At 63.8% G+C, this 26,874-nt stretch carries 23 protein-coding genes and 1 pseudogene; 18 read left to right on the top strand and 6 right to left on the bottom strand.

Going from position 1 to position 26,874, the window contains the following annotated elements; all coding sequences use genetic code 11:
- Positions 1 to 138: 138 nt before the first annotated feature.
- Together CGK93_RS16520 and mshA are read right to left on the bottom strand one after the other, a co-directional pair.
- Positions 139 to 1,827 carry a formate--tetrahydrofolate ligase gene (locus CGK93_RS16520; protein ID WP_089595766.1) on the bottom strand — a complete coding sequence of 563 codons (1,689 nt, stop codon included), beginning with the start codon at positions 1,825 to 1,827 and terminating at the stop codon, positions 139 to 141.
- Positions 1,828 to 1,930: 103 nt separating this feature from the next.
- The gene (mshA, locus tag CGK93_RS16515; protein ID WP_089595765.1) at positions 1,931 to 3,175 is read right to left on the bottom strand and encodes a D-inositol-3-phosphate glycosyltransferase; all 1,245 of its coding nucleotides are present in this window, start codon (positions 3,173 to 3,175) and stop codon (positions 1,931 to 1,933) included.
- Between the two features lie 132 nt (positions 3,176 to 3,307).
- Between mshA and CGK93_RS16510 the strand changes: the two genes are divergently transcribed.
- Positions 3,308 to 3,826: a GNAT family N-acetyltransferase gene (locus CGK93_RS16510; RefSeq protein WP_089595764.1), complete on the top strand. Its 519-nt coding sequence runs from the start codon at positions 3,308 to 3,310 to the stop codon at positions 3,824 to 3,826.
- On the opposite strand, the gene CGK93_RS16505 is transcribed toward CGK93_RS16510, so the two are convergent.
- Positions 3,807 to 5,201: a 6-phospho-beta-glucosidase gene (locus tag CGK93_RS16505; protein ID WP_089595763.1), complete on the bottom strand. Its 1,395-nt coding sequence runs from the start codon at positions 5,199 to 5,201 to the stop codon at positions 3,807 to 3,809. The genes CGK93_RS16510 and CGK93_RS16505 overlap by 20 nt on opposite strands.
- Positions 5,202 to 5,266: 65 nt before the next feature.
- On the opposite strand from CGK93_RS16505, the gene CGK93_RS16500 reads away from it, so the two are divergent.
- The 6 genes from CGK93_RS16500 (at position 5,267) to tsaD (ending at position 10,643) form a co-directional block, all read left to right on the top strand.
- On the top strand, positions 5,267 to 6,361 hold the full coding sequence (locus CGK93_RS16500; RefSeq protein ID WP_089595762.1) for a carbohydrate kinase family protein: 1,095 nt from the start codon (positions 5,267 to 5,269) through the stop codon (positions 6,359 to 6,361).
- A gap of 108 nt (positions 6,362 to 6,469) precedes the next feature.
- Positions 6,470 to 7,723: an alanine racemase gene (gene alr / locus CGK93_RS16495; RefSeq protein WP_089595761.1), complete on the top strand. Its 1,254-nt coding sequence runs from the start codon at positions 6,470 to 6,472 to the stop codon at positions 7,721 to 7,723.
- Complete coding sequence (gene tsaE / locus CGK93_RS16490) at positions 7,720 to 8,304, top strand: tRNA (adenosine(37)-N6)-threonylcarbamoyltransferase complex ATPase subunit type 1 TsaE (RefSeq protein ID WP_089595760.1); 585 nt, start codon at positions 7,720 to 7,722, stop codon at positions 8,302 to 8,304. The genes alr and tsaE overlap by 4 nt, the downstream gene beginning before the upstream one ends.
- Positions 8,304 to 8,975, top strand: a complete 672-nt coding sequence (gene tsaB, locus CGK93_RS16485) for a tRNA (adenosine(37)-N6)-threonylcarbamoyltransferase complex dimerization subunit type 1 TsaB (protein ID WP_089595759.1) — start codon at positions 8,304 to 8,306, stop codon at positions 8,973 to 8,975. The genes tsaE and tsaB overlap by 1 nt, the downstream gene beginning before the upstream one ends.
- Positions 8,976 to 8,988: 13 nt before the next feature.
- A complete protein-coding gene (gene rimI / locus CGK93_RS16480; protein ID WP_089595758.1) occupies positions 8,989 to 9,486 on the top strand; it encodes a ribosomal protein S18-alanine N-acetyltransferase in 498 nt (165 codons plus the stop codon).
- Complete coding sequence (gene tsaD, locus CGK93_RS16475) at positions 9,483 to 10,643, top strand: tRNA (adenosine(37)-N6)-threonylcarbamoyltransferase complex transferase subunit TsaD (protein WP_089595757.1); 1,161 nt, start codon at positions 9,483 to 9,485, stop codon at positions 10,641 to 10,643. The genes rimI and tsaD overlap by 4 nt, the downstream gene beginning before the upstream one ends.
- Positions 10,644 to 10,675: 32 nt before the next feature.
- Here the strand turns inward: tsaD and CGK93_RS16470 are convergent, their stop codons facing one another.
- Positions 10,676 to 11,827, bottom strand: coding sequence for a glutamate--cysteine ligase (locus CGK93_RS16470; protein WP_089595756.1), 1,152 nt, complete (start codon positions 11,825 to 11,827; stop codon positions 10,676 to 10,678).
- A 175-nt stretch (positions 11,828 to 12,002) separates the two neighbouring features.
- Here CGK93_RS16470 and CGK93_RS16465 point away from each other — a divergent pair, with 175 nt between their 5' ends.
- The 3 genes from CGK93_RS16465 to CGK93_RS16455 all read left to right on the top strand — a co-directional run bounded on the left by CGK93_RS16465 (position 12,003) and on the right by CGK93_RS16455 (position 14,189).
- A complete protein-coding gene (locus CGK93_RS16465) occupies positions 12,003 to 13,154 on the top strand; it encodes a GTP-binding protein (RefSeq protein ID WP_089595755.1) in 1,152 nt (383 codons plus the stop codon).
- Between the two features lie 36 nt (positions 13,155 to 13,190).
- Positions 13,191 to 13,313 carry a type B 50S ribosomal protein L36 gene (gene ykgO, locus CGK93_RS16460; protein WP_011775528.1) on the top strand — a complete coding sequence of 41 codons (123 nt, stop codon included), beginning with the start codon at positions 13,191 to 13,193 and terminating at the stop codon, positions 13,311 to 13,313.
- A gap of 63 nt (positions 13,314 to 13,376) precedes the next feature.
- The gene (locus CGK93_RS16455; RefSeq protein ID WP_089595754.1) at positions 13,377 to 14,189 is read left to right on the top strand and encodes a shikimate 5-dehydrogenase; all 813 of its coding nucleotides are present in this window, start codon (positions 13,377 to 13,379) and stop codon (positions 14,187 to 14,189) included.
- 4 nt (positions 14,190 to 14,193) lie between these two features.
- Here CGK93_RS16455 and CGK93_RS16450 read toward each other — a convergent pair whose 3' ends face one another.
- Positions 14,194 to 15,423 carry a class I SAM-dependent methyltransferase gene (locus CGK93_RS16450; RefSeq protein WP_089597527.1) on the bottom strand — a complete coding sequence of 410 codons (1,230 nt, stop codon included), beginning with the start codon at positions 15,421 to 15,423 and terminating at the stop codon, positions 14,194 to 14,196.
- Between the two features lie 67 nt (positions 15,424 to 15,490).
- Here CGK93_RS16450 and CGK93_RS16445 point away from each other — a divergent pair, with 67 nt between their 5' ends.
- The 6 genes from CGK93_RS16445 to CGK93_RS16420 all read left to right on the top strand — a co-directional run bounded on the left by CGK93_RS16445 (position 15,491) and on the right by CGK93_RS16420 (position 21,511).
- Positions 15,491 to 15,853, top strand: a complete 363-nt coding sequence (locus tag CGK93_RS16445; protein WP_089595753.1) for a hypothetical protein — start codon at positions 15,491 to 15,493, stop codon at positions 15,851 to 15,853.
- A gap of 193 nt (positions 15,854 to 16,046) precedes the next feature.
- Positions 16,047 to 16,343, top strand: coding sequence for a co-chaperone GroES (gene groES / locus CGK93_RS16440; RefSeq protein ID WP_011775524.1), 297 nt, complete (start codon positions 16,047 to 16,049; stop codon positions 16,341 to 16,343).
- Positions 16,344 to 16,429: 86 nt separating this feature from the next.
- Positions 16,430 to 18,043, top strand: a complete 1,614-nt coding sequence (gene groL, locus CGK93_RS16435) for a chaperonin GroEL (RefSeq protein WP_089595752.1) — start codon at positions 16,430 to 16,432, stop codon at positions 18,041 to 18,043.
- 170 nt (positions 18,044 to 18,213) lie between these two features.
- Positions 18,214 to 19,851 carry a helix-turn-helix transcriptional regulator gene (locus CGK93_RS16430; RefSeq protein WP_332460059.1) on the top strand — a complete coding sequence of 546 codons (1,638 nt, stop codon included), beginning with the start codon at positions 18,214 to 18,216 and terminating at the stop codon, positions 19,849 to 19,851.
- A 131-nt stretch (positions 19,852 to 19,982) separates the two neighbouring features.
- The gene (locus CGK93_RS16425) at positions 19,983 to 20,312 is read left to right on the top strand and encodes a hypothetical protein (protein ID WP_089595751.1); all 330 of its coding nucleotides are present in this window, start codon (positions 19,983 to 19,985) and stop codon (positions 20,310 to 20,312) included.
- Positions 20,313 to 20,380: 68 nt separating this feature from the next.
- The gene (locus tag CGK93_RS16420) at positions 20,381 to 21,511 is read left to right on the top strand and encodes a flavin-containing monooxygenase (RefSeq protein ID WP_089595750.1); all 1,131 of its coding nucleotides are present in this window, start codon (positions 20,381 to 20,383) and stop codon (positions 21,509 to 21,511) included.
- On the opposite strand, the gene CGK93_RS16415 is transcribed toward CGK93_RS16420, so the two are convergent.
- Entirely contained in the window at positions 21,424 to 22,401 is a 978-nt protein-coding gene (locus CGK93_RS16415; RefSeq protein WP_089595749.1) for a DUF389 domain-containing protein, read from the bottom strand. The genes CGK93_RS16420 and CGK93_RS16415 overlap by 88 nt on opposite strands.
- A 227-nt stretch (positions 22,402 to 22,628) precedes the next feature.
- On the opposite strand from CGK93_RS16415, the gene CGK93_RS16410 reads away from it, so the two are divergent.
- Together CGK93_RS16410 and CGK93_RS16405 are read left to right on the top strand one after the other, a co-directional pair.
- Positions 22,629 to 24,686, top strand: a complete 2,058-nt coding sequence (locus CGK93_RS16410) for an acyltransferase family protein (protein ID WP_232481669.1) — start codon at positions 22,629 to 22,631, stop codon at positions 24,684 to 24,686.
- A pseudogene (locus CGK93_RS16405) lies at positions 24,686 to 26,763 on the top strand (acyltransferase family protein). Before CGK93_RS16410 ends, CGK93_RS16405 begins: the two are co-directional and overlap by 1 nt.
- The last annotated feature ends 111 nt before the right edge of the window (positions 26,764 to 26,874 follow it).

Genomic DNA, 26,874 nt, shown 5'->3' with positions numbered 1-26,874 from the left:
AGAGAGCGTGGGTCTGAAGGGCGCGGGATGTGAGAGACGGTGGGTCTGGAAGGGCGCGGGATGTGAGAGAGCGTGGGTCTGAAGGGCGCGGGATGTGAGAGAGCGTGGGTCTGGAAGGGCGCGGGATGTGGGAGACGGCTAGAAGAGGCCCGTGGGTTGGCCTTCAGCGTCCACATCCATGCGCATGGCGGCCGGCTCCTTGGGCAGTCCGGGCATGGTCATGACAGCGCCGGTCAACGCGACAATGAACCCGGCGCCGGTCTTGGGGATCAGCTCCCGGACGTGCACTGTGAATCCCTTCGGTGCCCCCAGCCGGGAGGCGTCGTCCGTGAAGGAATACTGTGTCTTGGCCATGCAGACGGGGAAGTCGGACCAGCCGTTCTTTTCGATCTCCGCGAGGCGCTTCAGGGCAGGAACCGAGAACTCGACGCCGTCGGCCCCGTAGATCTCCTGCACGATGGTCCGGATCTTATCCTCCACAGGGATTTCCAGCGGGTAGAGGTGGTGGAAATCGGAGGGCGCGTCCAGCGCAGCTGCCACCTTGGCAGCGAGGTCGTCACCGCCGTCGCCTCCTCCGCCCCGGCCCCAGACATCGGCGACGGCGGCTTCCACACCTTCCGCGGCGCACCAGGCGAGCAGCCACTCCAGTTCCGCGGAGGTGTCCGTGGCGAACTTGTTGATCGACACGATGGGGGAGATGCCAAACTTAGCGACGTTGCGGACGTGCCTCCGGAGGTTCTCCACCCCGGCGGCCATGGCCTCGACGTTCGGTTGGCTGAGTTGGTCCTTGGGAACCCCACCCTGCATCTTGAGGGCCCTGATGGTCGCAACCACCACGACGGCGGATGGCGCCACCGCGGCGATTCTCGCCTTGATGTCCATGTACTTTTCGGCGCCGAGGTCTGCTCCGAATCCGGCTTCGGTGACCACGATGTCGGCGAGTTGCATGGCCGTGCTGGTGGCGATCAACGAGTTGCAGCCGTGGGCGATGTTCGCGAACGGGCCACCGTGAACCACAGCAGGTGTCCCGGCGATGGTCTGGACGAGGTTGGGCTTGATGGCGTCCTTCAACAGCATGGTCAGGGCACCCTCGACGCCGAGGTCGGCAACGGTGACCGGCGCGCGATCGTAGGTGTAGCCAAAAGTGATCCGGCCCAGCCGCGAGCGGAGATCGTCCAAGTCCGTCGCCAGGCAAAAGACCGCCATGATTTCGGACGCGACGGTGATGTCGAAGCCGTCCTGCCGGGGCACGCCCTGCACGGGGCCGCCGAGGCCGATGACCACTTCCCGCAGCGAGCGGTCGTTCATGTCCAGCACGCGTTTGAACGCTATGCGGCGGGGATCGATACCGAGTTCGTTGCCCTGGAAAATATGGTTGTCCACCAGGGCCATGAGGGCGTTGTTGGCGGATGTGATCGCGTGGAAGTCGCCGGTGAAGTGCAGGTTGATGTCGTCCATGGGCAACACCTGCGAGTAGCCACCGCCGGTGGCTCCGCCCTTCATGCCCAGAATGGGACCCAAGGAGGGCTCGCGCAGGGCGATCATCACTTTGTGTCCGGCGCGTGCCAGTGAGTCTGCTAGCCCCACGGTGGTGGTGGACTTCCCTTCACCGGCCGGGGTGGGGGACATGGCGGACACGAGTACCACCTTGCCAGGTGCCGTGCGGGCCGGGAGTACCAACTTGGCCGGATTGATCTTGGCCTTATAGGGCCCATACAACTCAAGGGCATCCACTGTGATGCCCGCGCGTTGGGCGATGTCCACAATGGGCAGGATGGTGGCGTTGCGGGCAATTTCAAGATCAGACATGACCTTGTTCTCAGACATCGTTGTCCTTCGGCTGGGTGTCCCCGCAGCGGGGTTGGTGCTGCAGGCGTTGGTTCGCTGTGCGCGACAATCTATCAGTCCCGGCGGGGGATCCGGCGACGACTCAGCGCCGGGGAACCAGCAAGCCACCTACTGCTTCGCGGTAGCTTTCCAGGGTGATGGCTGCCGTCCGCTGCCATCCGAAGGATTCGGCATGGGTAGCGGCCAACCGGCCCATGTCTTCCCGGGTCTGGACGTCATCGTAGAGGTCTTCCAGGGCGTCTGCCCAGTCGGAGGGGTCGTGCCCGTCCACCAGCATGCCCGTTCGCCCGTCGGAAATGGCGCGGGACAGGCCGCCCACGTTGGTAGCGACCACGGGTGTACCGCACGCTTGTGCTTCCAAGGCCACCAAACCGAAGGATTCGCTGAACGACGGCATGACCACGACGTCTGCTGAACGGAACCAACTGGCCAGCTCCGGCGCCACTACAGGCGGCCGGTGAGTGACGACGTCGGCCAGTCCGGCGTCTTCGATGATGTGCTGAAGGTTGAAATCCTTGGCCCCGCTCAGAGATCCCAGGATGGTCATCTCAAGGTCAATGTCCGGCCGGCGCTTGCGCAGGATTCCTGCGGCTTTGACGAACACCTGGGGGCCCTTGAGCCGCTGGATGCGGCCGGCGAAGAGGATATGGAAACTGTCCGGCCTGACATCCCGCAAGGAACGTGACTTCCGCCGGAAGGACGGTGTGAACACTTTGAGGTCCACGCCTGGCGGGGCGACGTCGATCCGGTCAAGATCGGCCCCGTAGTGGGAAACCAGTTCTTCGGCCTCGGCAGGCGTATTGGCCACCAGGCGGGCTGCGCCATCGACGATCCGCTGCTCACCCTCTTCGCGGCGTCGGGGCTCGGGGCGTTCACCGGATTCGAGGACCAGGTTTTTGACCTTGGCCATGGTGTGCATGGTGTGGACCAGCGGAACACCCCAAAGCTGGGACAACTCAAGCCCTGCCACCCCGGAAACCCAGTAGTGCGAATGGATGGCATCGTAGCGGCCGTGAAGTTGGCTTCCCCGGATCCTGTCAATTTCTTCCACCATCTGATGCAGGAGGGCGGGCAGCTCTTCCTTGGGCAGTTTCCGGCGCGGCCCGGCCATGACGTTGTGGACGCAGACGCCGGGCCCTGGATGTTCGACGGCGGGTTGGCCCGCTTTGGTGGAACGGGTAAAGATCTCCACCTCCACCCCGGACTCCGCGAGTGCCATGGCCAACGCCCGGACGTAGACGTTCATCCCACCGGCATCTCCGGCACCCGGCTGCTCCATGGGGGAGGTGTGCAAGGACAGGAACGCCACACGACGGATCAACGGCACCGCATTCCTCCTGATACTCACGGCAAACGGCAAACGGCAAACAGCAAACACGCCTTTGCCCTGCAGAAAACACTACTCCTGCTGATCAAAGCCATCCCACGGCAACCCGGCTATGTGGACAAGGCTGCTAGCGTGGCCGCTGTGAGCCAAGAACAGACTTTCGACATCCGCAAAGCCACCCCTGAAGACTGGCCCGGTATCTGGGCCATCCTGGAGCCGGTGATCCGCGACGGCGAGACCTTCACCTGGGATCGCGACACCTCCGAGGAAACGGCCAGGGACAAGTGGACCAAGGACGCTCCCGGCCAGACGTTCGTGGCCGTGGGCAAGGACACGGGCCAGATCCTTGGAACAGGGGAGTTCCACGCCAACCAAGCCGGCGGCGGCAGCCACATTGCCAACGCCGGGTACATGGTGGGGGCGAACAATTCAGGCCAGGGCATCGCCCGCGCACTGTGCGCCTATTCGCTGAGTGAGGCCAAGGCGGCCGGCTTCTACGCCATGCAGTACAATGCCGTGGTGGAGAGCAACGTCCGGGCAGTGTGGCTGTGGCAGTCCATGGGCTTCCGGATCCTCGCTACGGTCCCTGAAGCCTTTGACCACCCGGAGATCGGGTACGTCGGCCTGCACGTCATGTATCGGAAGCTGTAGGGCCCCACAACTGCCCCAGATCGGGAAAGGCTGCCTCGTATCCGGTGAGGAGTTGTTCGCCCAGCTCCGCCGAGCCGATCAAGGGATGCGCGGCGAAGGCACCAACGGCAGCGCTGCGCTCTCCATGCACCACTGCGCGGATGGTCAGTCGTTCCACTTCCTTGACGTGCTGCATCAGCGTGAGGAACTGCCCGCCCGGCCGAGCTTGCGTAAGCGGCAACGCGCCGTCGGGCGTTACCTCGCAGGGTACCTCGACGACGGCGTCCGCCGGCAGCCCGGGCACGGCCACGTCCGCTGTGGCCAGGCCGACTGCTGACACCGGCGAGTTGGGCACGTTCAGAATCAGCTGGGCAGAACCACCGCCTGACAGAGCACGCATCACGGACAATGCCACCCGCTCATAGCCGCCGCCTGCGAGATCAGACTCGTCCCGTTGCTCTCCATGCGTGCGGGCCTCGGCCAGGTAACCTTCCTCGCGGGACCGGCGGGCGCTGTCCCACAGCTCAAAGGCGTGCGGTGCCTTGGCCAGGGCTGGATACAGGGCACTCTGCTGGTGATGGATGGACGCCCCACGGGTTTCCTGCTGCCGGCGGATGGCGTCGGTAGCCTGCGCCGTTTGGTAGTAGTAGTACAGGTATTCGTTGGGCAGGCAGCCAAGCTGCAGCAAGGTGTGCTGCCCAAACAGCCTGCCCTCTTCCATGGACTCAAGGGCGGCATGGTCGGAAAGCAGGCCCGGCAACAGATCCTGCCCGCCCGGTGCCAGCCGATAAAGCCAGCCGAGGTGGTTCAGGCCGAAGTAGCCCACGCCGTCGAGCGTTCCTTCTGTCAGTGGCGCGCCAACAGCCCGCGCCGCCCGCTGCACCAGGCCACCAGCGGAATCGCAGATTCCGATCACTTTGCGCCCCAGCACTGGCTCCAGTGCTTCGGTGACCATGCCGGCGGGGTTGGTGAAATTGATGAGCCACGCCTCGGGGCAATGTCGTCGCATCGCCCGGGCGAGTTCCAGCATGCGGGGGATGGAACGGAGGGCATAGGAGATGCCGCCGGCGCCTGTAGTCTCCTGCCCGAGCAACCCCAGGTCCAAGGCCACGCGTTCGTCGGCGATCCTTCCGGCAGTGCCACCCGGCCGGATGGCAGCAAAGACCATGTCCGCCCCGGTGAGGGCCTCCCGCAGGTCCGTGGACACTACGACGACGGGCGTGGAACCGCCCGCCGGGGGCATGTCTCCAATCACGGCTTCGATGGCTGCCAGCCGTGCGGCGTCGACGTCGTACAGCACCAACTCGTCCACCAGCCCGGCAAACGGACCCGCGCATAAAGCCCGGTAAACAAGGGGTACCCGGAAGCCGCCGCCACCGGCAATCATGAGCCGCATGACCCGAGTCTATGCAGGCCTCCACATCTATGCAGCCCAGTACGGTGCAGCGTAGTCTGCGGTGCATGGACGCTATGCCCCAGCGACGTTTTGATCCCCTTGCTTCCCTACGGTCCACTGCCGACCAGCAGTGCGACCTCCTCCTGACCGGAACGGTCTTCCAGGACATCATCTTCACTGGTCTTCCGCACTCCCCTGAACCCGGCACGGAGATCTGGAGCGAGGGCATGGGAAGCTGCCCGGGTGGGGTAGCCAACCAAGCCATCGCCGCTGCCCGCCTGGGCCTGCGCACCAACCTTGCCGCGACCTTCGGGGACGACGGGTACGGCGACTACAACTGGCAGATCCTTGAAAGCCAGGAACACGTGGACCTCTCGCTGTCACGAAAAGTGCCGGGCTGGCACTCACCTGTCACCGTTTCCCTCTGCGTCAACCAGGACCGGTCCATGGTCACCCACGGGCACCCTGCCCCGATCAGTTCCTCCGAGCTGATCGGACAACCGCCCAAGGCGCTCGCCGCCGTCGCTGACCTGGGTGAGGAACTGGAACCGTGGATGCTCGCGGCCAAGGAAGGGGGCACCAAGCTTTTTGGCGTGGTGGGCTGGGATCCCACGGGGGAGTGGTCCGAACGGCGCCTGGATCTTTTGGAAAACTTCCATGCCTTCCTGCCCAACGCGCCCGAAGCCATGGCCTTTACCGGCAAGGCAGACCCTTGGGCGGCGCTGTACTCCTTGGCAGACCGGGTCCCCGTGGCCGTGGTGACGCTCGGCCCGCAGGGTGCCGTGGCGCTGGACTCCGAGACCGGCGAGGAGGAATGGGTGCCTTCCCTGCCGGTGTCCGCCTACGATCCCACCGGTGCGGGCGACTGTTTTGGGGCTGCCTTCATTGTGGGGTGCCTGGCGGGGTGGAGGTTGGGGGACAGGCTCCGGTTCGCGAACCTCTGCGCCTCGCTGGCCGTCCAGGAGGTGGGCGGTTCGCTGGCGGCCCCCGGGTGGGGTGACATCGCCGACTGGTGGCAGCGGGCCAACGCGCGGAAGGAACGCCAGTCCAGCCAGTGGCTTCGGCGGTTCGCGTTCTTGGAACCCATCGTCAAAGACATCCCGGCGGAAGCGCAGCGACGCGCACGGGCCACCATCGCGCATTTGTCGGACGCGCAGTAGCGACGCGCAGTACGGACGCGCAGTCCCGGCGCGCCATCCCGACGCGCTGCGGGGCATCGGCCGGCCGGCAGTTAACCCGAATTCACCGGCACCACTAGAATCTCTAGGGTGACTTACGAAGCAGCTGCAGAAATCGGTATCGGGTCGAAAGCCTCCATAGCAAAGTCGGCGGTGCTGGAACGCTCCGCCGTGATTGACCTCGAAGCCGTGCGGCACAACGTGCGTCAGTTCGTCGCCATCGCGTCCCCTGCTACGGTCATGGCCGTGGTGAAGGCGGACGCTTACGGTCACGGAGCCGTCCAGGTGGCACGCGCAGCGCTCGACGCCGGGGCCGCCTGGCTCGGTGTCGCGCACATCTCCGAGGCGCTCGCCTTGCGCGCTGCCGGAGTGGATGCCCCGCTGCTCGCGTGGCTGCACACCCGTGAAAGCAACTTCCAAGCGGCAGTGGCCGCCGGCATCGACGTCGGAATTTCCGGCTGGGAGTTGGACGCCGTGGTCGCGGCAGCCCGCGAACAGGAACGGCCCGCACGCGTCCACCTCAAGGTGGATACCGGCCTGGGACGCAACGGCTGCCCCATTGCCGATTGGGATCAATTGGTTGGCCAGGCCATGGAGTACCAGGATCAAGGCCTGCTGCGCGTGGTGGGTATCTTCTCGCACCTCGCTGTGGCTGACGAGCCGCACCGGCCGGAAACCGATGAGCAACTGGCCGTCTTCCGTGAAGCAATCGCCATGGCCGAGGACGCCGGAGTGGACATGGAAGTCCGGCATATCGCCAATACCCCTGCCACGCTGTCCCGCCCGGACTCACACTTCGATCTTGTGCGCGTGGGCCTCGGCATCTACGGACTCTCGCCCTTCGAAGGGGCAACTTCTGCCGAACTTGGCCTGCACCCGGCCATGACAGTCCGCACGCTCCTGTCCAACTGCAAGAAGGTCCCCGAGGGTCAGGGTGTCTCCTACGGCCTCAACTACCGGACCAGCGGGGAAAGCACGCTGGGCCTGGTGCCGTTGGGCTACGCCGACGGTGTCCCGCGCATTGGCACCGGCGGCCCGGTCCGCGTCAACGGCACCAACTACCCCGTAGTGGGCAGGATCGCGATGGACCAGATGGTCATTGACCTCGGAGCACTGACGTCGGACGAGGCAGCGGCTTTCAAGGGCGCCGAAGCCGTCATGCTCGGCGACGGTGCCGACGGCGGTCCCACGGCTGACGACTGGGCCGCGGCCGCGGGGACCAACAACTATGAGATTGTTACCCGCATCAGCCCTCGGGTGCCGCGCACTTACATCAACGAGGTGCCTGCGCAGGCAGAGGCCCACAAGGCTGCCGGCCACGCGACAGAGACGGCAGCACTGTGAGCGAACCCCAATGGGAGCGCACCCTGACGGTCACGACGGCGGAGCAGACGCATGCGCTCGCAGCAGCTGTGGGCGGGGTGCTTGAGGCCGGGGATCTCCTGGTCCTGACGGGCGAACTGGGTGCCGGAAAGACGACGTTCACCCAGGGGCTGGGCGAAGGCCTTGGCGTCCGCGCCGGCATCATTTCCCCCACGTTCGTGTTGGTCCGGATCCATCCCAATCTCGCCGATGGCCCCAGGCCCGGCGGCCCGGACCTGGTCCATGTGGATGCTTACCGGCTGGAATCGGCCGCGGAGATCGACGACATCGATCTGGAGAACACCATGGACACCGCGGTCACCGTGGTGGAGTGGGGCCGGGACCGGGTGGAGCACCTCTCGGACAGCCGCCTGGAGGTTGACCTGCACAGGTCTGTAGGTGGGGAGAGTCCGGCAACCGACGCCGCAGCAGCCGGCGACGTCATGGACTTCGATACCGATGACGACGACGAACCCCGCACCCTGGTTTTCCGTGGATACGGTCCCCGCTGGGCCGAAGTTCCGCGGCTTCTTGAAACCCCGTCACCAGAGAAAGGCAACTGATGCTGATCCTGGCCATAGACACCTCCGCGGTAGCCAGTGCCGCACTGATTTCCGACGACGCCATGGAAAGCGTGGTGGATTCCTTCGCAACTGAGGACACCCGCAGCCATGCCGAAGTCCTGGCTCCCGGGATCGAAAAGCTCCTGGCCGGAGCGGGCGTCACGGGCACCGATATCGATGCAATCGTCACCGGAGTGGGACCGGGGCCGTTTACGGGCCTGCGCTCCGGCATTGCGACCGCCCGAACCTTGGCTTTCGTCTGGAACAAACCCCTGTATGGCCTGATGAGCCTGGACGCGATCGCCCTTGAGGTGGCCGAGTCCACGTCCGCTGCTCCTGAGTTCCTGGTGGCCACCGACGCCAGGCGCAAGGAGGTCTACTGGGCGCGCTATACCTTGGCAGACGGCCAACTGCCGGAGCTTGTTGACGGGCCGCATGTGGGCTTCGCTTCCGGGCTTCCGGATTTGCCGGTGTTCGGCGCCGGCGCAGGTTTGTACGCCGAGGTCCTGAATGCCAACGAGGACTTTGCCCAGACCCAGCCCGACGCAGCATCGCTGGGCCAGTTTGCCTTGGCCAAGCTCACGGCCGGGCAGGCGTTGCTGGACTCTACCCCGCTGTATCTTCGGGAATCCGACGCGCAGGTGCCCGGGCCCCGGAAGCGTGCGCTGTGATGGGACGCGAACTGTGAAATTGTCACCCAAGCTTGAGCTCGCAGGGGTTTCCCTGCGCGACATGACGGAAGCCGATATCCCGGCAGTGGAGACCCTGGAGCGCCGGTTGTTCCCCGTGGACGCCTGGCCGTTGCAGATGTTCTTCGATGAGTTGGCACAGCCCGAAACCCGCCGTTATGTGGTGGCTGAGGTGGCCGGGGAGATCGTGGCTTATGCAGGGTTGATGTGCATCGAGCCGATCGCGGACGTCCAGACGATCGCCGTCGTGCCTGAGTTTGAAGGCAAGGGCATCGGCTCCGCCGTCTTGACCGAACTCATCGACGAAGCGCGGCGGCGCCGGGCGGCGGACGTCCTTCTGGAGGTCCGGGCAGACAACCCCCGGGCCCAGCAACTCTATGTGCGGTTCGGCTTCGAGCAGATCCACGTCCGACCCCGCTATTACCGGGACGGCACGGATGCACTGATCATGCGGCTTGAACTGAACAAACCCCACGAAGGAGACACAGCGTGAGCGGCGCTCATCCGGAACAGCCCAAGCAACCATTGGTGCTCGGCATCGAGTCCTCGTGCGACGAGACCGGCGTAGGGATCGTGCGGGGCACCACCCTGCTCACCAACACAGTGTCCTCGTCCATGGAAGAGCATGTACGTTTTGGGGGCGTCATCCCGGAGATCGCTTCGCGTGCACACCTGGACGCGTTTGTTCCCACCTTGCAGGAGTCCCTGCATGAGGCTGGTGTCACGCTGGACGACCTTGATGCCATTGCCGTCACATCCGGACCCGGCCTCGCCGGCGCGCTGATGGTGGGGGTCTGTGCCGCGAAAGCGTTGGCTGTTGCCACCGGCAAGCCGCTGTACGCCATTAACCACTTGGTGGCGCACGTTGGCGTGGGGCTCCTGGATCGGCAGCCCGCCTCCAACGGAAAGGCTGCGGACGGCAAGCACGACGCCGGGGCTGCCGCCGGCCTGGGCGCCGGAAAGTTGCCCGAGAACCTTGGTGCGCTGCTGGTATCGGGTGGGCACACGGAAATCCTGCGGATCCGGAGCATCACCGATGACGTTGAGTTGCTGGGCTCAACCATCGACGACGCCGCGGGTGAAGCCTATGACAAGGTGGCCCGCATCCTTGGCCTCGGTTACCCGGGTGGACCTGCCATCGACAAACTGGCACGCCACGGCAATCCCAAATCCATCCGTTTCCCGCGCGGCCTCTCGCAGCCCAAATACATGGGTACGGCGGAGGAAAAGGGCCCGCACCGCTATGACTGGTCTTTCAGCGGCCTGAAAACGGCGGTGGCCCGGTGCGTTGAACAGTTCGAGGCCCGTGGCGAGGAAGTGCCCGTATCAGATATCGCCGCGGCGTTCCAGGAAGCCGTGGTGGACGTGATCAGCTCCAAGGCGGTCCTGGCCTGCAAGGAACACGGCATCACCGATGTGTTGCTGGGTGGGGGAGTTGCAGCCAACTCGCGCCTGCGGGAACTGACCGGGCAACGCTGTGCCTCGGCCGGGATCACACTTCACGTTCCGCCGCTGGACCTTTGCACGGACAACGGTGCCATGGTTGCGGCCCTCGGTGCGCAGCTGATCATGGCCGGCATTGGCCCGAGCGGAATAGCTTTCGCACCGGATTCCTCCATGCCGGTGACTACGGTGTCAGTGCCTGCCTAGGTTCGCGCCCAGGCAGGCACAGTCTCCAACTATCAGGCGTCCGGACCCTTGCGCATTTGTTGCACGAGGTCCATGACCACTGCCTGCAGGTCCCCGTTGTGCTCAGCAGCAACACGCCGTTGGCGCTGGTAGCTGGCTCCACGGTCGATGATTTTCAGGACGTCTGCCAGTTCCTCGGAGCAACCCAGCTTTTCCGCCACAGGTTCAAGCCGCGCAACGGTTTCCGCGAGGTGTTCGGTGACCAACTGCTCGTTGCCCTCGGCGTCGAGGATGATGATGGCTTCCATGCCGTACCGCGCGGCACGCCACTTGTTCTCCTGCACATGCCATGGCGGCATAGTGGGGATGCTGCCGCCGGCGTCCAGGGTGGAGGAGAATTCGTCCACCAGGCACTGGGTCAGCGCAGCTATGGCGCCTACTTCTTCAAGCGTGGCCAGGCCATCGCAGATGCGCATTTCGATGGTGCCCAGGTTTGAGACGGGGCGGATGTCCCAGCGGATCTCGGATGTCGAGTCGATGACTCCGGTGGTGAACATGTCCTGGACGTAGGACTCATATGCCTCCCAGGTTTCGAACTGGAAGGGCAACCCGGCGGTAGGGAGTTGCTGGAACATGAGGGCACGCTGGGAGGCGTACCCGGTTTCTTCCCCGGCCCAGTAAGGGCTGGAGGCGGACAGTGCCTGGAAGTGCGGGAAGTAGTTGACCAGGCCGTCGAGGATGGGGAGGACTTTGTCCCGGCGGTCGATGCCCACGTGGACGTGGACGCCGTAGATGACCATTTGGCGTCCCCACCATTGGGTCCGCTCAATCAGCTTGGCGTAGCGCTCTTTGTCCGTGACGGGCTGGAGCAGGGGAGGGCTGAAGGGGTGGCTGCCTGCGCAGAACACTTCAACGCCCATGGGATCGGTGACTTCGCGGACCGCGGCGAGGGAACGGCCAAGGTCCTCTTTCGCGTCCTTGACGGTCTCGCAGATGCCGGTGACAAGTTCAACGGTGTTGAGGAGCAGTTCGCGCTTGATATGGGGGTGTTCGTCGTCCTCATTGAGGTCCGGGTGGTTGGCAGCGACGCCTTTCAGGACATCGTTCGCTACCGATACCAGTTCCCCGGTACGTGCATTGACGAGCGCCAACTCCCATTCCACACCCAGTGTCGATTGCCTGGATGGCGCAAAATCAATCTGCACGTAGTCCCCTCAGTCCCCTCATTGTTTTGTGTCAGCTGGGCGCGGTCCCCCGCTGCGGGGCCGCCAGCGGTCGGATCAAGTCTAATGCAGCCGGAACGCCGGTGATATCGACAGGAACTGCCGTCGAAGCATGCGGTCATTTGTTAATGAGAATTGTTCGCATTAGACTCTAGCCATGCACCTCACAGTAGTCAGTTCCCTGGACAGCCAATGCCGCGAGGCAGCCACCGCAAGGCTCGGCCGAACCCATGAGAACTCCGTGGTGGTCCTCCATGATCTCCTGGACGGTTCCCTGGTCCTCCGACGCGTCTATCGGGGCGGTCAGCTGTTCGAACGCGAAACCACGGTCCTGGAGCATGGTTGCCTCAGCTGCACCGTCCGGCTTGACGTAGTCCCGACGGCGGAACGCCTCGCCGCCTGCGGCTTCGACCACGTGGTCCTGGGCCTCCCGCCGGGAGTCGCCGCAGGAATGGCCGTCGCAGAACTTCGCCGTGGACTCAGCCAGCCGGCGGTCATGGACAATGCGGTGCTGGCCATGGACCCGGCGGATTTGGATGACCACATCTGGGACCGACACACCCTGTTCGAATCCGGGTTCACCTCCATGCCCCAGGATGAGCGCACCAGTGGCGAATTCCTGATCGGTGAGTTCGGCCAAGTGGATACCGTGATGGTTTCCCCGGGTCTGGGAGCGGTATTGACCGGGGATCAACGTGAAGGATCGGAGGCATGGCTGGTTGGCCTGGAGCTGCTGGGCCAGTTGGCGCCCCATGCCAACGCCGTCGGGTCGGCCGGGGAATTCCGGCCGGGTTGCTTCGACGATGCTGAAGCAGCGGCACGTAACCGGCCCGGCGTCGTGCGTGTGCCCCTGAGTGAAAATCCGGGTCCCTTCCGGACCGTGCTCCACAAAACGGGCCGTCCCCTTCACCCAGGACGCTTCCGTGATGCGCTGCCACAGCTGGCCATCGGTACGCACTGGCTGCGCGGTCGGCTGTGGATCGCCTCCGCGCCCACGCGGCGGATCGCCGTCCAGGGCATAGGCCCCAGGGTCTGGCTGGAAAGTACCGGGAACTGGCTGGCCGACTCAGCAGGATCCGGCCCTGGCGAGGGGGCAACCGCAAAGGCCGGCGCCGACGTCGACGCGTTCCTGGACTGGCACCCACACCACGGCGACCGCGGCACCGTCCTTGCCATCACCGGACGCTCCGAGGACATCGATCCCACGGAAATCCGCGAACTCCTGGATGGCTGCCAACTGACGGAGGCCGAAATGACACTGGACTCCGGCGTCTGGGACGACCCCCTGGAACTCAGCGACGCCCTCTAAACCGAAGACCCACACCCACATCAAAGGAGAAACACCATGAAGGTCAGGAATTCACTGCGTGCCCTCAAGAAGATCCCCGGCGCCCAGATCGTGCGAAGGCGGGGGCGTACCTTCGTCATCAACAAGAACAACCCCAGGATGAAGGCGCGCCAGGGCTAACTCGCGGCAGGGTAAAAAGTGCAATGAATACACGGCTCTACCAACAGGGCGTTTAATGGGGGAATGCCAATCCTGAACAAAGACATGTCCCTGTGCATTTCGCTTGCGGCCCGGCCCAGCAATATCGGGACCAGGTTCCACAACTATCTCTACGATCTGCTCGGCCTGAACTTTGTTTACAAGGCATTCGCGCCCACTGACATCACCCTCGCGGTAGCGGGCATCCGCGGCCTCCCCATCCGGGGTGCCGCGGTGTCCATGCCGTACAAGGAAGCCGTCATCCCGCTGGTTGACGTGATGGACCCTTCGGCCAAAGCCATCGATTCGGTGAACACCATCGTGAACAACGACGGCGTCCTTACTGCCTACAACACCGATTACATCGCCATTGCCCGGCTCCTGAAGGACCACCAGGTTCCCAGCAGCCACACTGTCCTTCTCAGGGGTGCCGGAGGCATGGCCAAGGCCGTAGCCGCAGCGCTCCGGGACGCGGGGTTCACCGCTGTCACTATCGTGGCCCGCAATGAAACCACCGGCCGTGCACTCGCGGACCTCTACGGATTCGGGTGGCAGGACGACGTCAACGGCTCAACAGCGGACCTGATCATCAACGTCACCCCGCTGGGCATGGCGGGTGCGGACGAAACTGCCCAGTCCTTCGATGACGCCACCATTGCTGCTGCGCAGGTGGTGTTCGACGTCGTTGCGCTGCCTTCGGAGACGCCGCTCATCACCGCCGCCAGAAACTCCGGCACGAAGGTCATCACCGGTGCCGAGGTCATCGCCATCCAGGCCGAAGAACAATTCGTGCTGTACACGGGTGTGCGCCCCAGTGCCGGACAGGTCCGCGAAGCCTCGGAGTTCTCCCGTCGCTGAGGTGCTAGGCCGTGACCGGCTCCACCACAACAGCCACTCTTTCCTCGCCGATCCTGGTGAGGACCAGGGTGGCTGTTTTTGCGTCCTTGCCCTTTGATGGTTTGGCGGGAAGCAATTGCTTGCGCAGCTCCTCGGGAGTCACGGCCGTGCCGCGCTTCTTGATGTCCAGCACGGTGATGCCATTGCTTTTCACCCAGGCCTTGAGGGCCTTGACGTTGTAGGGCATCACCTCAAGCACCTTGTAGGCCCGGGCAAACGGAGTGTCGTGCAGTTCCGGCGCGCAGATGTAGGCGATGTGCTCGTCCACCAGATGCCCGCCCAGCCTTTCAGCGATGTCGGCCACCAGGCCTGCGCGGATCACTGCGCCGTCCGGTTCGTACAAGAAACCTTCAACAGGCCCGACGGCGGCTGCCGGACCGGCGTCGAAGTCCTCGCCGCTGGTGATTTCGGCGGCGCCCTGGCTGCCGATGACCAGGGCAGCACGGCGCACGCCGGGTCGGGCTACGGCGTTGAACCACAGGGTCACTTCGGTGACGTCCCCGCCCACCGAGACCCACTGGGCTTCACAGCCGGAGGGAACGGAGTCATGCGGGATGCCGGGGCCCATCTTGACGCCGATGGCACGTCCGGTGGCCGCCAGCTTCTCCACGAAGGACAAGGGGGGAGAGAAGGCCTCAGGGTCCCAAATCCGCTTGGTCCCCGACGTGGACGTCGTGCGGCGTGCAGGATCCAGCCATACGCCGTCGATCCCGTCCAGCTCCACAGACGTGGCGTCCGAGTGCACCACGGTGGCGTGCGGGAACGGGATGAGGTTAATGGTGGCGCAGGCAGCAGTGGTTTCATCCATCTCAACGGCTGTCACTGAAATGTCCATGGACGCCATGGCCATGGAATCGGCGCCGAGGCCACACCCGAGGTCGGCCACATGGGAGATGCCGGCCTTGGCGAAGCGCTCGGCGTGCCGGGCGGCGACATTCAACCGCGTGGCCTGCTCCAAGCCTGCCTGGGTGAACAGCATCTGCCGGGCGAACTCGCCGAACTTTGCCTCGGCGCGGGTGCGCAGCCGTGATTGCGTCAGGACTGCGGCCACCAATTCGGCGGAGTGGCCGGCTTTGCGGAGATCCGCATTGGTGCTGAAAGCGTCGGCCTCGCGGTAGGGCCCCAAGGAGGCCAGGAGTTCCCATCCTTCAGTGGTCAGCAAGGGTGCGATCTGTTCCTGCGGTGCGTGAGGCATGGAATCAAGCCTAACGGCGCGGCACTTGACAACGTGACGGGCGAACCAGCCGGATAGGGTTGTTTTCATGGAAGACACCGCAGCCCCGCAACCCTCCACCATGATGAAGTTCGCGCGACCCGCCCTCATAGCGGGGGCCGTGATCGCTGTGGTCTGCATAGGCCTGCTGATCATCATCTTCGCGTTGGATTCCTTCAATGCGGCCACCTATTCCGTCGCAGGCAAGAGCGTCAATGATGCCACCGACGAAGCGCGGGACATCCGCGGGCTCTACAGCGGCGCCCGAACCGGTGGGATTATCACCCTGGTGATTTCCGGCGTCGTTGCTGTTGCGGCCGCTGTGCTCCTGTACCTGAACCGTGGCAACGCCCCGCTGGACGAGGATGACGACGGCCAGGACTACGACCTGGATGACCTCACGGGACGGTGACCTGCGTTCACCCATGACGAAATGCTGGCACTCACCTTGACCGAGTGCTAACGATTTACATAGAGTCTAGTTAGCACTCTCCCCCGGAGGGTGCTAATAAATGCCAAGCGTCTTCCGGCACCGCGACGGCGGATGTACGCTCCGGCACCCTAGTTCTTAGTCCATGAATCAGCTCATGAAAAGGAGAGTCCGAGTGTCGGTCTCGATTAAGCCTCTTGAGGATCGTATTGTTGTTCGCCCGCTCGAAGCAGAGCAGACCACGGCTTCCGGCCTGGTCATTCCGGACTCCGCACAGGAAAAGCCGCAGGAAGGCGAAGTTGTTGCAATCGGCCCCGGCCGCTTCGATGACAACGGCAACCGCGTACCGGTTGACGTAGCTGTTGGCGACGTCGTCATCTACTCCAAGTACGGTGGAACCGAAGTCAAGACCGGCGGCAACGAGTACCTCGTTCTGTCCGCCCGCGACGTCCTTGCGATCGTCGTAAAGTAACTTCCCGGAGCCCCGCACCGCCGTCGCGTTGGAAATCATTTCCGACCTTCAGCGGTGCGGGTTTTCTGTCTTGAAAGGACACAACCATGGCAAAGCAGCTTGCTTTTAACGATGCTGCCCGCCGGTCTCTTGAGGCCGGTATCGACAAGCTCGCCAACACTGTCAAGGTGACGCTTGGCCCGCGCGGCCGCAACGTCGTGCTGGACAAGAAGTGGGGCGCTCCCACGATCACCAACGATGGCGTCACCATCGCGCGTGAAGTTGAGCTTGACGACCCCTACGAGAACCTTGGCGCACAGCTGGCCAAGGAAGTAGCCACCAAGACCAACGACGTCGCAGGCGACGGCACCACCACGGCCACCGTGCTTGCACAGGCCCTGGTCAAGGAAGGCCTGCGCAACGTTGCCGCCGGCGCCGCTCCGGGTGAGATCAAGCGTGGCATCGAGGTTTCCGTTGAAGCCGTCGCAGCCCGCCTCCTGGAGAACGCCCGCGAAGTTGAAGGCACCCAGGTTGCCAGCGTCGCAGCCATCTCCGCGCAGAGCGACGAAGTCGGCGAGCTCCTCGCCGAAGCGTTCGGCAAGGTTGGCAAGGACGGTGTCATCACCATTGAAGAGTCCTCCACCACCCAGACCGAGCTGGTCCTCACCGAAGGCATGCAGTTCGACAAGGGCTACCTGTCCCCGTACTTCGTCACCGACGCAGAGCGCCAGGAAGCCGTCCTCGAGGACGCCCTCATCCTGATTAACCAGGGCAAAATCTCCTCGCTGCAGGACTTCCTGCCGCTGTTGGAGAAGGCCCTGCAGGCCAACAAGCCGCTCTTCATCATTGCCGAAGACATCGAAGGCGAAGCCCTCTCGACGCTGATCGTCAACCGCATCCGCGGCACCCTCAACGTTGTTGCCGTCAAGGCTCCGGGCTTCGGCGACCGCCGCAAGGCCATGCTCCAGGACATCGCCACGCTCACGGGCGCCCAGGTTGTTTCCCCGGACCTTGGCCTGAGCCTGGACACCGTTGGCCTCGAGGTACTCGGTACCGCACGCCGCATCACGGTGACCAAGGACAACACCACCATCGTTGACGGCGCCGGCACTGCTGAGGACGTGGCTGACCGCGTTGCCCAGCTGCGCGCTGAGCTCACCCGGACGGACTCCGACTGGGACAAGGAAAAGCTGCAGGAACGCCTGGCCAAGCTGGCCGGCGGCATCGGCGTGATCAAGGTCGGCGCAGCCACCGAGGTTGAGCTGAAGGAAAAGAAGCACCGCATCGAGGACGCTGTTTCCTCTACGCGTGCAGCCCTCGAAGAAGGCATCGTTTCCGGTGGCGGTTCCGCTCTCATCCACGCCCTCAAGGCACTGGACGAGTCCCCGGCCGTCAAGGCGCTGGAAGGTGACGCAGCAGCAGCTGTGGGCATCGTCCGCCGCGCCCTGGTTCAGCCGCTGCGCTGGATCGCCCAGAACGCCGGCTTCGACGGTTTCGTTGTTGTTGCCAAGGTGTCCGAGCTGGAAGCCAACCACGGCTTCAACGCCAAGTCCGGCGAGTACGAGGACCTGATCGCCGCTGGCGTGATCGACCCCGTCAAGGTCACCCGTTCGGCTCTCCGCAACGCCGCTTCCATCGCTGCCCTGGTTCTCACCACCGAGACCCTGGTTGCCGAGAAGCCGGCTGAGGAAGAAGACGCACACGCAGGCCACAGCCACTAGCAGCCTGATTTATTGGAGCCCCGGTCACGTTCGCGTGGCCGGGGCTTCTTGCGTCCCGGGGCGCCCGGCAGGCACGCCTGCCCAAGCTATTGTGAGCGTTCGACGACGGCAGTAACCTGACGCTTATACGGCGGCTTGGGTGCGCCAACCGGGCTGTTCCCGGTCGCGGGATGAGTAACGACTATGCCGGCCACAACCTTGGATCTCGGACGCTCGGCGTTCTTCGAGCATCGCTGGAGCGATGCCTTGGACTGCCTCGCCCGGGCGGATACCGAAGGCGGCCTGCCTCCCAGGACATTGAGCTTGTTGCCTCGGTTGCCATGCTCCTGGGCAAGGAATCGGAAGGTGTGGCCTATCTGACGCGGGCACATGACGAGTACGTGACCATGGGGGACATTGCCGGAGCTGCCCGCTGCGCTGCGTGGCTGGTCCTGTACCTTATGAACCTCGGGGAACCCGCACGTGGTTCCGGCTGGTTATCCAGGGCCAAGCAGTTGGTGGATGGGATGGATGACCCCACCGAAGCGGAGGGCTACCTTTTGATCCCATCGGCGCTGGGCGCGCTGTATGGGGGAAACCCGGAAGCCGGCAACGAGCTTTTTGGCCGTGCCTTGGCTGTGGGGCAGCGCTTCCACGACCGGGACCTGACGGCCTTGGGCCAGCTGGGCGTGGGTACAGCACGGATCGCGTTGGGTTTTCCCGCTGAGGGCCTGGAGTTCCTGGACGACGTCATGGTTTCCGTCACCGCCGGCGAAGTGTCGCCCATTCCGTCCGGCATTATCTACTGTGCAGTCATCGGAAGCTGTCGCCTGACCTTGGACGTCAAGCGTGCCCACGAGTGGACAGCTGCACTTGCCCGGTGGTGCGGACAGCAACCGGACATGGTCATGTTCAGCGGGCAGTGCCAGTCGCACAGGGCCGAACTGTTCATCCTCCACGGTGCCTGGGAGGATGCCACGGCCGCACTCCGGATCGCCCAGGACCGTTCCCGCCATGGCGACCCGGAAGCAGTCTGGGGCGCGTGGTACCTCCAGGGCGAGCTGTTTCGCCTGACCGGCCGTGACGATGAAGCCATGGCAGCTTATGCCAAGGCCGCTGAGACCGGATTCGAGGCCCTGCCAGGGCTGGCACTCGTCCTGGCCGGGCAGGGCAAAGAGCCACAAGCCCAGTCCATGCTTCGCCGTGCCCTTTCCCTTTCTGACCCAGCCAACCGCCGTCGACTCCTCCCGGCCGTCGTCGACGTCGAACTTGCTGCCGGAGACGTCAAGGCGGCTCGGGCCGCCGCAGACGAGTTCGGGTCCCCGGAAGGCGGCGGCATGCCCCTCGAGCAGGCGCTCGCTGGCCAGGCGGAAGCCACTGTGCTGCTTGCGGAGGGCAAACCGCACGCTTCCCTGTCAGTGGCGAGAAAGGCGTGGCGTCTTTGGTACAGCCTGGAGGCTCCGTACGGCGCGGCCAGTTGCAGGGTCCTGGCGGGGCGTGCTTGCTCGCAGCTGGGAGATCCGGACTCGGCTGCCATGGAGTTTGAAGCTGCCAAAGATGAGTTTGCCGATCTCGGAGCGGCGCCTGCAGTGGCCCATGTTTTGGAGCTCACGGGCGAGAAAAGTCAGAACAGTTCTCCGCTGACCAGCCGTGAGCTGGAAGTCTTGCAGCTCGTTGCCAGTGGCCACGCGAACCGTACCATCGCCAGGGAGCTGTATCTCAGCGAAAAGACCGTGGCCAGGCACGTCAGCAACATCCTGTCCAAACTTGCTGTGCCGTCCAGGACCGCCGCCACGGGCTACGCCTTCGAGCATGGCCTGATCCACTGAACCCCCATCACCTCCCGCACCGTTCCGCAGGACCCTCTGTCACCTGCTGCGCAGAAATACCCATACCGTGTGGAATCGAATGCGTCATTCTGCCGACGCGACGGGAGGGGCTGGGCTCATAGCTTGGCCCTATGAACATTCCACTGCTTGCCGGCACCGTTTCAACCGTGCTCTTCGCCGCCAGCATGCTGCCCATGCTTCTCAAGGCGGTCCGAACAAAGGATGTGGCGTCCTACAGCCTGGGGAACATTGCCCTGACCAACATCGCCAATGCCGTGCATTCGTTCTATGTCTTTGATCTTCCGGCCGGTCCTGTATGGCTTCTGCACGCCTTCTATGTAGTGGCATCCGCACTGATGCTCGCGTGGTGCCTGCGGTACCGGAAGACGCCCGAGGCCAGGCCGTCTGAGGTGCACGAAGCCAGTCCGAGGGAGGTTCACATACCGCATGAGGTGCATTGACCGGTTGGACCAAACAACAAGTTGGACCAAACAACAAAGGATCCACTGCAACGCGAAAGGAGCGCATCATGACATCGAACCAACTTCAAGAGGTAGACACCGTCATCGTGGGAGGTGGCCAGGCCGGGCTCGCGCTCGCATACTGGTTGGCCAAGGAAGGCCGTGACTTCCTCATTCTGGATCAGCACGGAAGGCCAGGGGATGCCTGGCGTCAACGCTGGGACTCACTCAAGCTGTTCACGCCCGCCAAATATGACGGGCTTCCGGGCTGGCCTTTCCCCGGACACCGCCTTGCGTTCCCCACGAAAGATCAACTGGCCGACTATCTGGAGGATTATGTGCGTCGTTTTGACCTCCCGTTCGTGTCCAGTGTCCATGTGGAGGAAATCAGATCCGAAGGTGAGGGGTTTGTTGTCGCGGCAGGGGACCGGCACTGGCACGCGCGCAACGTGGTGATTGCGACCGGCGGGCACCATCGTCCGAAACGTCCCGGGTTCGCAGGAGAGCTGGATCCGGACATAGTCCAGCTGCATTCCCAGGACTACAAGAACACGGGGCAGCTGAGGGACGGAACGGTACTGGTTGTGGGGCTTGGGAACTCGGGGGCGGAGATCGCCCTTGACGTTGGAGGGTCGCATGCCACCGTTCTTGCCGGGAAGCCCAGCGGCGAAATGCCCATGAAGCATGGCCGGGCAGCAGCACGTTTCGCCCTGCCGGTAGTGAAGTTCCTGGGCGTCCACGTTCTCACGCTTAACACGTCGATCGGACGCAAGGCCGCCCCGGGGTTCAAATCCATGGCGGCGCCGCTGATCCGGACCAAGACCAAGGACCTGGCGGCCGCGGGAGTGCAGTTGGTTCCAAGGCTGGCGGGGGTTTCGGAAGGCTTGCCGGTCCTGGACGACGGGACAAGGGTGGAGGCCGTGAACGTCATTTGGTGCACGGGGTATCAGGAGGAGTACTCGTGGGTGAAACTGCCGGTCTTCGACGAACAGGGTGAGCCGAGGCAGACCAGGGGAGTAGCAGACGACGTTCCCGGCGTGTTCTTCATCGGTCAGGAGTTCCTCTTCGCGGCAGCCTCGGCAACGCTTCCCGGAGTCTGCCGGGACGCCCGCTACCTGGCCCGCCGGTTGGCAACGGAGCGACGTCCGGAGCCGGACGGTCGCCGGGCCAAGGAGACCCGCTTGCCGATGAGCCGGTAGAACAATAAAACCGCAGCCGCAGCTGACACGATGCCCACCAGGTTGAGTGCCAGCTGCATCGCTGATCCGGCCGCTTTGCTGTATTCACCCAGAACCAACGCAACGGCAACGTAGCCTGCAGCCGGAACAGTCGTGACGGAAATGAACACACCCACCAGCGCTGAGGACCGGTGGCTGATCATGGACAGCATTCCCGCCGCTCCGGCGAGTGCGGCCACGATCAGCGAGTACGGACCCGGATGGTAGATGAACTCGACGGCTGATCCCCGCTCCAACGTGTCCTCGGGGAACAACCCGAGGGGCACTGAGAGCCACGCTGCAACTGCCGTGACCAGCATCGCGAGGGGGAAACCAACACCCAGGGCGAGCACCGAGGCACGTACCAATCGCCACTTGCGTTCCACCAGCCCCACAGCCAACGCAGCGAGCGGTCCGAACTCGGGTCCCACCACCATTGCGCCCACAATCGCGATGGTTGAATCGGTCACAATCCCGATCGCCGCCAACTGCGTCGCAATCACCAAAAATGCCAGGAAGCTCCACGTCAGTTTCGAGTCCTCGCCGGTTTGCCTGGAAACCTCGTCCCAAATGACGGCGTCGGCCGATTCTCCGGGCGCGGCTGCCTCGGCGTCGTCAGCGCGTTTGGACAGGACCAGGTCCGGCGACGATATGGAGATGGAGCCCAGGTCCGGAACCTTGAGCTCATGAAGCCGCTCGATCAGTTCTTCCGCGGATTCCCGGGCGATCTGAACGGTGATCACGTCGCCAGGTGGCACTACGGAAGCACTTTTGTGAACGGCCACCTCGGCGGCTCCGGTGTTATCGGTGCAACACTTCACGGCGGCCTCGGACATCTCCGTTGGCACGCAAAGGCGCAGCTGCACGATCATGGATTTCCTTCCTCCGGCCCGGCTCCAGCGTAGTTCCATCACGTGCGCTTGGCTGTGATTCGGGCACAGGCCACGCACAGGCAGGACTGGGAAAATGCATAGCTGGACCTGAGGTAATTGACCTTCGGAAGGCGGTTCAAGAGATGGTCCCGACTGGGGTGCGGCCACTAAACCGCGTATGATTGATGCTTTGTGCCACAGCTTTTGAGGAACTGCCTAACGTGACTATGCCAACGATCCCAGCCCCTGCCCGCGCCGGCAGGCGGTCTTCCGGACCCGTTGCAAAGTCGAAATTCCGCCCAGAGATCCAAGGTCTTAGGTCACTGGCCGTCCTGATGGTGGTCAGCTACCACGTCTGGATCGGAAGGGTTTCCGGCGGCGTGGATGTGTTCCTCCTGATCTCCGCCTTCCTTATGACACTGCAGTTCACCGGCCGCTATAAACAGGGCCGGCCCATGGACCTTGTGCGGCACTGGCTGCACCTGTTCCGGCGGCTGCTTCCCGCCGTCGTGGTGGTTCTCTTGGCCACGCTCGCGGCGACGTTTACCTTCCTTCCGCCTACACGGTGGGTAGAGGTGGTCCACCAGGCGTGGGCTTCACTGTTCTACTTCGAAAACTGGCTCCTGCAGGGCCTGGCCGTGAATTACTACGCAACCGACCACAGCCTCGCCAGTCCGCTCCAGCACTTCTGGTCCCTCTCCATCCAGGGCCAGGTGTTCATCCTGTGGCCCGTCATTTTCGCCACCGTCGCAGTTCTTTGCCGCCGGTTCAGCCTGAGGTACCGGGCCACTCTCGCGTACGTTTTTGCGATTATTTTTGTCCTCTCCCTTACCTACTCAGTCATTTTCACGGCAACCAACCAGGCTGTGGCGTACTTCGATACGTTTGCGCGCCTGTGGGAGTTTGCCCTGGGCACGTTGCTGGCGCTGATTCTTCCTGGGTTGAACTTCGCCAAGCCTGTCCGGGTCATCATGGGATGGGTCGGCGTGGCCGCCATGCTCAGCTGCGGCGTCCTGCTGCAGGTGCAGACGGCATTCCCCGGATTTGTTGCCCTGTGGCCCACTTTGGCTGCTGTTGCCGTGATTGCCGCCGGCCAAACCGAGAGCCGTTTGGGCGTGGACAGGATCCTGAGTTCAAAATTCCTGGTCCGGCTGGGCGACAACTCCTACGCCCTTTACTTGTGGCACTGGCCCATCCTGGTGATCGCCCTGGCATGGAGTGGCAAGGATCATGCAGGCTGGCTGTCTGGAACGGTCATCATCGCCTTGTCGCTGGTGCTGGCATTCCTGACCACCAAGTATGTGGAGAAGCCGTTCCGGGAATGGAAGTGGCCCGAGGTCAAGCGCCGCCGTTCGGCCATCGCCATCGCAGCCTGCCTTGCCGTTGCGTGCACGCCGCTCTTGGGGTTCCAGTACAAGCAGGACCTGGACCTCAAAGCAGCCCAGGCCCAAGCGTTCAACGACAACCCCGGCGCCCACGCCCTAGTCCCCGGTTACGTGGATCTGGTCAGCGATGGCGCAAAGACGCTGCCCACCGCTGAGCAACTTCCGGAAGACTGGGCAACGTTGTCGGGTCCGTGCGAGGGCGATGCCAAGCCGGAGGACAAGCAGCTGCAGGACAAGTGCCAGCAGAATGGCGTGGGGGAGGACGCCGACAGGGAAATCCTGGTGTTGGGCGACTCCCACTCCCAGCAGTGGCTGGCCGCGCTTGGCCCCCTGGCCGAGGCTGAACACTGGAAGGTTACTGCCCTCTTGCTGGGCGGATGCCATTTTATGCCCGAGAACCCGGATGCCGATGCCGGGTGCAATGACTTCAACGCCGCCGCTTTCCGCTACGCAGCGGAGAAGGCGCCGGACACTGTTTTCATGGTGGGAACCATGGCGTCCCCGTCGTCACCGGATGAGCAGTTGGTGTACGGCTTTGAGCAGACGGTGACCAACTTCAATGACCTCGGAATCGAGGTGGTGGCCATCCGCGACAACCCCCGCTTTGATTACAACGTCACCGAATGTGCGTTGTCCAAAGGCGTGGACAGTGCCGATTGCAGGTCGGACCAGCCCGAGGTCCTGGCCGCGGAGAGCCCCTTCGCGGCTGTGCAGGGAACGTTCGGCAACGCAGCCTTCCTGGACATGACCGACCTCCTTTGCGACGGCATCACCTGCCCCAGCGTGGTGGGAAACGTGTTCGTGTATCTGGATGACAACCACCTGTCCAGGACGTATGTGACCAGCATGGCTGAGATGTTTGAGGAGAGGTGGTTTGCCGCGACCGGGTGGCAGCCATGATGGACGCTCCAACTGCGGTGACGGCACCTGTTCAGGCGGAACGCACGACGGCGAAGCCCGGCTTCCGCCCGGAGGTCCAGGGTCTGCGCGCCCTGGCTGTGCTGATGGTGGCCGCCTACCATATTTGGCTTGGCCGGGTCTCCGGCGGGGTTGACGTCTTCCTGCTCATTTCGGCTTTCCTGCTGACCTTGTCCTTCACCCGCAAACTAGAGGACCGGAAGCCACTAAGGCTCCTGCGGCACTGGCTGCACGTCTTCATGCGGCTGCTGCCCGCCGTCGTCGTAGTCCTGTTGGGGTCCTGACAGCCACTTGGGCCTTCATCCCGCAGAGCCGGTGGCCGGATGTCCTTGCTGAGGCGTGGGCATCGCTGCTCTACCGGCAGAACTGGCAACTGGCGGACACTGCTGTGGATTACTACGCCCAGGATCATTCGGGAGCGAGCCCGCTCCAGCATTTCTGGTCCCTGTCCGTCCAGGGCCAGGTGTTCATCCTGTGGCCGTTGGTCTTCGCCGCCGTTGCCCTGCTGCAGCCGCAGTTGGCCAAGCTCTTCCCGGACCGGAAGGCCGTATCCCACCGGACTCTCCTCGTCGTGGCCTTCGGGGCCGTCTTCGTGGCATCCCTGGTGTTCTCCATCGAGCAGACCACCAACAACCAGGCCGCGGCGTACTTTGACACCCGTGCCCGCCTCTGGGAGTTCGCGTTAGGCTCGTGGCTCGCCCTCGCTCTTCCGTATCTGAAGCCCCGACGCCGGCTCCGCGTCATCCTGGGGTGGGCCGGTATCACCGCCATGCTCGCTTGCGGCCTGGTCCTCACCGTGGACCGATCCTTCCCCGGGTTCATCGCGCTCTGGCCGACGCTCGCCGCCGCGGCAGTCATCATCGCCGGGCAGAGCACCAGCCGTTTCGGCGTGGACCGCATCCTGAGCTCGCGGCCGCTGGTCCTGGTGGGGGATAACTCCTACGCCCTTTACCTGTGGCACTGGCCGGTTCTGGTGTTCTTCCTGTTGGTCTCCGGGACCACTACGCCCAACCTCCTTCAAGGGCTGGGGATCATGGCCTTCTCCATGGTGCTGGCCGTTGCCACCACCAAATACGTGGAGGTACCCATGCGCCGCTGGAAGTGGCCCGACGTGCGGTCCTGGCGTGCCGCCGTCGTGATTGCCGCTTGCGGCGCGCTGCTGGCGATCCCCGTTACTGCCTGGCAGGGTGCCATCGCATCCGAAAGCGCGGCGATCGCCGGCCAGCCCAAGGAACTGACTCCGGGAGCAGCAGCATTGTCCCCGGAGTTCATGGGGGAACCTACCCAGGAAGCAATGATCATCCCGGCGCCCGCCGCGATGAAGGACGAATGGGCAGACATTGACGGCCTGTGCACTGGAGACAACGTGCCCACGGATCCTTTGCTGGAGGGCTGCCTCCAAAACGATGAACCCGAGGAAGTCACCAAGGAGATCGTGGTGCTCGGTGATTCACACGCCCAGCAGTACATGGCTGCGTTGGGCCCCATCGCCAAGCAACACGGGTGGGAAGTGGTGACGCTCCTGAAGGGCAGTTGCCGGTTCGGCGCCGAGTCACCTGAGCGGACCGACGAATGCAACGAGTTCAACAAGGCAAGCGCCGCCTACGTCATGGAACACCAGCCGGATGCTGTGTTCACGGTAGCGTCGTTGACCCATGCCACGGCGCCCTTTGAGACCGAAGTGCCGGGCTACCTTGAAGGCATCCAGCCGTTCACCGATGCAGGCATGGACGTTGTGGGCGTCCGCGACAACCCCCGCTTCAGCATCAACATGCCCGAGTGCGTGCAGAAAAAGGGCCCTGATTCGCCGGACTGCAACGCCCCGCTGGAGGAGTCCCTGGCCACGTCGTCGCCGTTGGACGACTACGTGGGCAAAGTGGACCGGCTCTACCTGATGGATATGAGCGACTTCATCTGCGAACAGGGCACCTGTCCGGCAGTGGTGGGCAATGTCTACGTCTACAAGGACGATAACCACCTCACCAAAACCTACGTTCAGAGCATGATCCCCATGTTCGAGGAGCGTCTCCTTGCTGCCACCGGTTGGTTCGGCACCTAAGTCCAGTGCTCTTGCTCACACTGGGGCGTCGCGGAATATGGCGATCGGCGCGGAGGTTCTAGTATTTATCCAATACATTCTGCACAGGCCAGTCCCGTAATGACGGGCTGG

Source organism: Arthrobacter sp. YN, from assembly GCF_002224285.1.
In the GTDB taxonomy this organism is placed as follows: Bacteria; Actinomycetota; Actinomycetes; order Actinomycetales; family Micrococcaceae; genus Arthrobacter.
Note: the sequence above shows the minus strand (reverse complement) of the source record. Positions and strands in the feature narration are given on the sequence as shown.